The organism is Streptomyces recifensis (assembly GCF_002154615.1).
Taxonomy (GTDB): domain Bacteria; phylum Actinomycetota; class Actinomycetes; order Streptomycetales; family Streptomycetaceae; genus Streptomyces; species Streptomyces griseoluteus.
Window position 1 is genome coordinate 1 of the sequence record NZ_MUNH01000398.1, and the last position, 5,179, is coordinate 5,179.

Here is a 5,179-nt window from a genome sequence, read left to right on the forward strand (position 1 = left end):
TCGCCCTGCTCCAGGAGGCGTACCCGCAGCCCGCCGCACGTGCACGGGCCTTCGGGCTGTGGGGGTCGATGGCGGGTGTCGCCGCCTCCGCCGGGCCGCTGCTGGGCGGCCTGCTGGTGTCCACCGTGGGCTGGCGCTGGGTCTTCCTGATCAATCTGCCCGTCGGCGTGGCCTGCCTGTTTCTCACGTGGCGGCACGTGGCACCCTCGCCGCGTCACGCCGGCCGGTCCCTGGACTGGCCGGCGCAGTGGGCCGTGGTGGCGGCGGTGGCCCTGCTGACCGGCGCGCTGAACGAGGCCGGCCGGCGCGGCTGGTCCGATCCCCTCGTGCTCGCCGGGCTGGGCCTGGTCGTGCCCGCCGTCGCGGCGTTCGTGTGGCGCGAGCGCGCCGCCCGTTCCCCCGGCCTTCCGCCGCGCCTGCTCGGCTCCCGGGCGATGGTCGGCGGGGCCGCCGTCGGCCTGCTGTTCAACTTCGGCTTCTACGGCATGGTGTTCACCGCCAGCCTGGACTTCCAGCACCAGCGCGGCTTCGGCGCCCTCAGGACCGGAGTGGCGCTGTTCCCGGCCGTGGCGATGACGATGTTCGCCTCCGTCCTGTCCGGACGGCTCGCCCGCCGCACCGGTCACCGTCCACTGGTCGTCTCCGGCATGTTCCTCGGCGCGCTGGGGCTGGCCGGCTGGGCCGCGGCGGGTACCGATCCGCCCTACCCGCTGCTGGTGGCCCCGATGATGGCCGCCGGGTTCGGTACGTCCTTCGCGCTCACCGGCTCGACCGCCACGGTGATGGGTGCCGCGCCCCCGGAGTACGCGGGGGCCGCCTCCGCGCTGTTCAACACCGCCCGCCAGATCGGCAGCGCGACCGGCGTGGCCCTCGGCGGCAGCCTGCTGGCCACCGGCGCCGACTACGGCACCGGACTTCGCACCAGCATGGCCATCGGCGCCCTCGCCTATCTGATCGCGGCGGCCCTCGCGTGGGTGTGCGTCCCAGCCGGGCCGAAGACACCGCCCGCACGCCCCACTTCCCCGGCTGACCGCACGTCCCGCTGACCGAACGTCCCGCCTCCCGCCCCCGGAGAGGCGGGCGGGGATCACGACCGTTCCGGCGCGCGACGCCGCGCCGCCGGAGACCGCATGCCGGGACCCTGTCGGCGGGTTCCCCGCTGGACGCTCAGGTCTGTCAACTCGGCCCACTGCGCACGACTGGCGGCGGCCGGCCCCCGGGAAGGGGAGCCCGGCCGCCGCGGAGAACAGGCCGACCCGTCAAGTCACCGGTCGCGCCCGGTGGATGCCCAGGCCGAGGAAGCCGACCCAGACCAGAGTGATCAGACCGACGAGGGCATCCGCACCCCATCCGTTGACGGCGTAGAAGTGGGTGGCGTCCATGCCGAAGTAGAGCGACGGGACGGCCAGCAGGTTGACGACTCCGACGACGACCGCACCGCGCAGGGCCCACCGCGGCACCACCGGTGACACAGCTGTCGTGAACTGCCGCGCGGCACGGGCGAATCCGAGGAAGAACATCGCGATCCACAGGTGTGCGATCGGACCGTGGGCCAATGCCATGGCGGCCGACAGAGGGCCGTCCGTGGTCGGGTCCATCCCCCGATCCGGGAAGGCCAAGGGAGTACCGGCCTCGAGCGAGGTGGCGAAGAGGATCACCGCGACGTAGGTGAGCAGCGACACGACGGTGAGCTGACCGACGAGGGTGCTCCGGCCCGTGTCGTCCCTGGGAAGCAGGCGTGCCAGGGCAACCCCGAACACCGTCAGCACAGCCATGGTCACCAGCGTCAGCAGGCTGCGCGTCAGGACGTTCCACTCCGGCGGTGGCCCCGAGTAGACGAAGTACAGGGCCACCATCGGCACCGAGAGGGCAGCCACCGCCATCCCCGCCCGGCCGGCGAACGTGATGGTGGGCAGGTCCGGGGCGTCGGCCGTGGTACGGGACGAGCCGGACAGGTTGCGCGTGGTCGATGGTCTGGTCACAGGGACTCCCGGGTGACGTCGTCGGTGCGGAGGTTTCCGGTCCGGGTCGTGGAGCGCCGGTCGGTCGGGTCCAGCCCGAGCAGCGTCATCAGGTATCTGCGAAGACGTGTGGTGTTCACGTCCTCGACGATGGCGGCCGGTCCATGCGCCGGACGTCTGCCGACCGGGACCGATCGCGTCCACCAACGGCCGGCAGCTTCTACGACTTTCGTTGACTGTGCTTCGCCGAGAACAGCGATCTAGGGTGGTCCGGTGCCGTCTCCTCCCCTCGCCGTCGCCGGCGGCCGCAGCGACGAGACCCCGGTGCGTCGAGGGCCGTGGATCGAGCGCGGCCGGTCGGCGTTGCTCGTTCTCTCCTCGTTCGCCGGTGGACTCGCCCTGCTGTTCCTGGTCCTCGAGCAACGCCCGGCAGGAGGGTGGCGCGTCCTCGACATCGCCGTGGGCGCCCTCGCCAGTCTCGTGCTGCTGGTCCGTTACCGTGCCCCCCTCGCGGTCGGACTGGTGCTGGCGGTCGCTGGGGCGTTCAGCGCCACCGCCGGTGTGGCCAACTACGTGGCTCTGTTCGCCGTGGCACGCAGCCGGCGCACCGAGCAGGCGTTGCTCGTGGCGCTGGCCGATATCGCCGGCGCGCTGGTCTTCTGGCTGCTGTATCCGGCCAACTCCGCGCTGAGTCTCACCGTGGTGGTCAACACCGCGATCACACTCGCCGTCGTCGCCTGGGGCGCACTTCAGCAGAAGCAGCAGGACCTGGTCGCGGTCTACCGGGACCGAGCCGCCCGTATCGAGCGCGAGCGAGAGCAGCGTGCGGAACAGATCCAGATGGCCGAGCGCGCCAGAATCGCCCAGGACATGCACGACTCGGTCGCGCACTACATCTCGTTGATCGCGCTCTACGCCGGCGCCCTCGCGGTCGCCGGGGACGACGCCGAGAATGTCGGCACGACAGCCGCGACGATTCGCACGACCGCGATCAGCGCACTCGACGAGCTGCGCACCGTGATCGGCATACTGCGCGACGGCACCGTCGTGACACCGCGAAACTCCGCACACGTGCACACCGTCGCGGGATTGATCGACGAGGCCAGACAGGCCGGTCAGCTGGTCGTCGCGCACCTTGATCTGCCGGACGACACCGGCAGCACCGGCAGCGCGGCCGCGCCGCGGGAACCCCTGAACGCCGAGCACGTCTACCGCGTCGTGCGGGAAGGGCTCACCAACGCGCGCAAGCACGCCCCCGGCGCACTGGTCACGGTGGATGTTCGCCGCGAGGGCGGTGATGCCCTCGTCACGGTCACCAACCCGATCGAGGAAACCGGGTCGGTGCTGCCCGGAACCGGCGCCGGGCTGAGCGGTCTCGTCGAACGGATCGCCGCCGTGGGAGGCGTCACCGAGCACGAGGTCGTCGACCGCGGCGAGAACACCCACGAGTTCCGGCTGTCCGCGCGGGTGCCGCTGCGATGACCAGCTCCCCACCTTCCGGCGGCACCCCCGGCGCCCCCACGTCGGTGCTCGTCGTGGACGACGACGCGATGGTCCGCGCCGGGCTGAGGATGGTCCTGTCGGTGGACCCCACCCTCAGAATCGTCGCCGAGGCGTCCGGCGGAGCCGAGGCCGTCGTCGCGGCGACGCGCCACCGCCCCGACATCGTGCTGATGGACCTTCAGATGCCGGAGATGGACGGCGTCGAGGCCACCCGCCGTGTCCGGGCGGCGGTGCCGTCGGTCGCGGTGCTGATGCTGACCACCTTTCACCTGGACACCCACGTGCTCGACGCATTGCAGGCCGGCGCGAGCGGATACCTGCTCAAAGATGTCGCACCGCGAGAGCTCTGCCACGCGATTCACCTGGCCGCATCGGGAGAAAGCGCGTTCTCGGCGACGATCACCCGCCAACTCGTGGCCCGCCACACTCGCGCAGACGACGACTCCGCCGGCGCCAAAGCTCGGCGGACATTGGAGGCGCTCACCGACCGAGAACGCGCCGTCGCCGAGGCCGTCGCCGAAGGCGCTTCCAACGCGACGATCGCGAAGGCACTCTTCATGAGCGAAGGCACGGTCAAGACGCACATCTCCCGCGCGCTCACCAAGACCGGCTTGGACAACCGGGTCCAGCTGGCACTCATGGTCTTCCAGGCGCAGCAGAACTCCTCCCGAGGGTTTCACAGCTAAAGGCTCGAAAAGCAGAGCGAAAAGTCACGGGGGTGGGTGCACACGAACGCGGTCACCGCCGAGCGGTGGTATGTGAAGCCTTATGCAGAGGATCTTCGCAAGGCCGCCTCACAATAGGATGACCTGCACGGAGTTGAGACCCCAGTGCGTGAGAAATTGTGAGATGTGAGAGCGTGAGCAGGGTGAGTGAGAGTACGTCCAGCACCCTGCAATACCGCTTTGACGGGCCGGAAGAGGCTCCCGTACTGATCTTGGGCCCCTCTCTGGGTACCACCTGGCACATGTTCGACCGCCAGGTGCCGGAACTGGTCAAGCAGTGGCGGGTCCTGCGCTTCGATCTGCCCGGCCACGGCGGCGCCCCGGCCCACCCGGCCGGTTCGGTCGCGGAGCTGGCCACGCGTCTGCTGGCCACCCTGGACAGCCTCGGCGTGCAGCGTTTCGGCTACGCGGGCTGTGCCCTCGGCGGCGCCGTCGGCATCGAGCTGGCGCTGCGTCACCCCGAGCGGCTCGCCTCGCTCGCGCTGGTCGCGGCCTCGCCCCGGTTCGGCACGCCGGACGAGTTCCGTCAGCGTGGGGTGATCGTACGCACGAACGGGCTCGACCCGATCGCGCGAAGCGCGCCCGACCGCTGGTTCACCGGGGGCTTCGCCGCCGCGCAGCCCGCGATCACCGAGTGGGCGGTGCAGATGGTCCGCACCACCGACCCCGGCTGCTACATCGCCGCCTGCGAGGCGCTCGCCGCCTTCGACGTGCGTCCGGAGCTGGGCCGGATCGGCGTGCCCACGCTGGTGCTGGTCGGCTCCGAGGACCAGGTCACCGGGCCCGCCGAGGCCCGCACGCTGGTCGCCGGCATCCCGGACGCCCGGCTCGCGGTCGTGCCCGGCGCCTCCCACCTGGTGCCGGTCGAGCAGCCCGCCGCCGTCACCGACCTGCTGGTCCGGCACTTCTTCACCGCCTGGCAGCAGCCCTTCGACACCGGCCAGACCGCCCTCCCGGCCGCCGCAGCGCCCGTCACGGCCCCGGCCGCCC

The 5,179-nt window shown here is 71.4% G+C and carries 6 protein-coding genes; 4 read left to right on the forward strand and 2 right to left on the reverse strand.

What is annotated here, in order from left to right; translation table 11 throughout:
• A partial coding sequence (locus CCN33_RS20700; protein ID WP_086695066.1) for an MFS transporter occupies nucleotides 1–1,046 on the forward strand: 1,046 nt, incomplete at its 5' end.
• 213 nt (nucleotides 1,047–1,259) lie between these two features.
• Here the strand turns inward: CCN33_RS20700 and CCN33_RS20705 are convergent.
• Both CCN33_RS20705 and CCN33_RS33570 read right to left on the reverse strand, forming a co-directional pair.
• Nucleotides 1,260–1,982: a hypothetical protein gene (locus CCN33_RS20705; protein ID WP_244173882.1), complete on the reverse strand. Its 723-nt coding sequence runs from the start codon at nucleotides 1,980–1,982 to the stop codon at nucleotides 1,260–1,262.
• Nucleotides 1,979–2,101 carry a hypothetical protein gene (locus CCN33_RS33570; protein ID WP_279628188.1) on the reverse strand — a complete coding sequence of 41 codons (123 nt, stop codon included), beginning with the start codon at nucleotides 2,099–2,101 and terminating at the stop codon, nucleotides 1,979–1,981. The genes CCN33_RS20705 and CCN33_RS33570 overlap by 4 nt, the downstream gene beginning before the upstream one ends.
• A 133-nt stretch (nucleotides 2,102–2,234) precedes the next feature.
• Here CCN33_RS33570 and CCN33_RS20710 point away from each other — a divergent pair, with 133 nt between their 5' ends.
• The 3 genes from CCN33_RS20710 to CCN33_RS20720 form a co-directional block, all read left to right on the forward strand.
• Complete coding sequence (locus tag CCN33_RS20710) at nucleotides 2,235–3,443, forward strand: sensor histidine kinase (protein WP_244173883.1); 1,209 nt, start codon at nucleotides 2,235–2,237, stop codon at nucleotides 3,441–3,443.
• Nucleotides 3,440–4,150 (forward strand): response regulator, encoded by a 711-nt coding sequence (locus CCN33_RS20715; RefSeq protein ID WP_086695067.1) that lies wholly within the window; start codon nucleotides 3,440–3,442, stop codon nucleotides 4,148–4,150. Before CCN33_RS20710 ends, CCN33_RS20715 begins: the two co-directional genes overlap by 4 nt.
• A 182-nt stretch (nucleotides 4,151–4,332) precedes the next feature.
• On the forward strand, nucleotides 4,333–5,179 hold an 847-nt coding region (locus tag CCN33_RS20720), incomplete at its 3' end, for an alpha/beta fold hydrolase (RefSeq protein WP_167387909.1).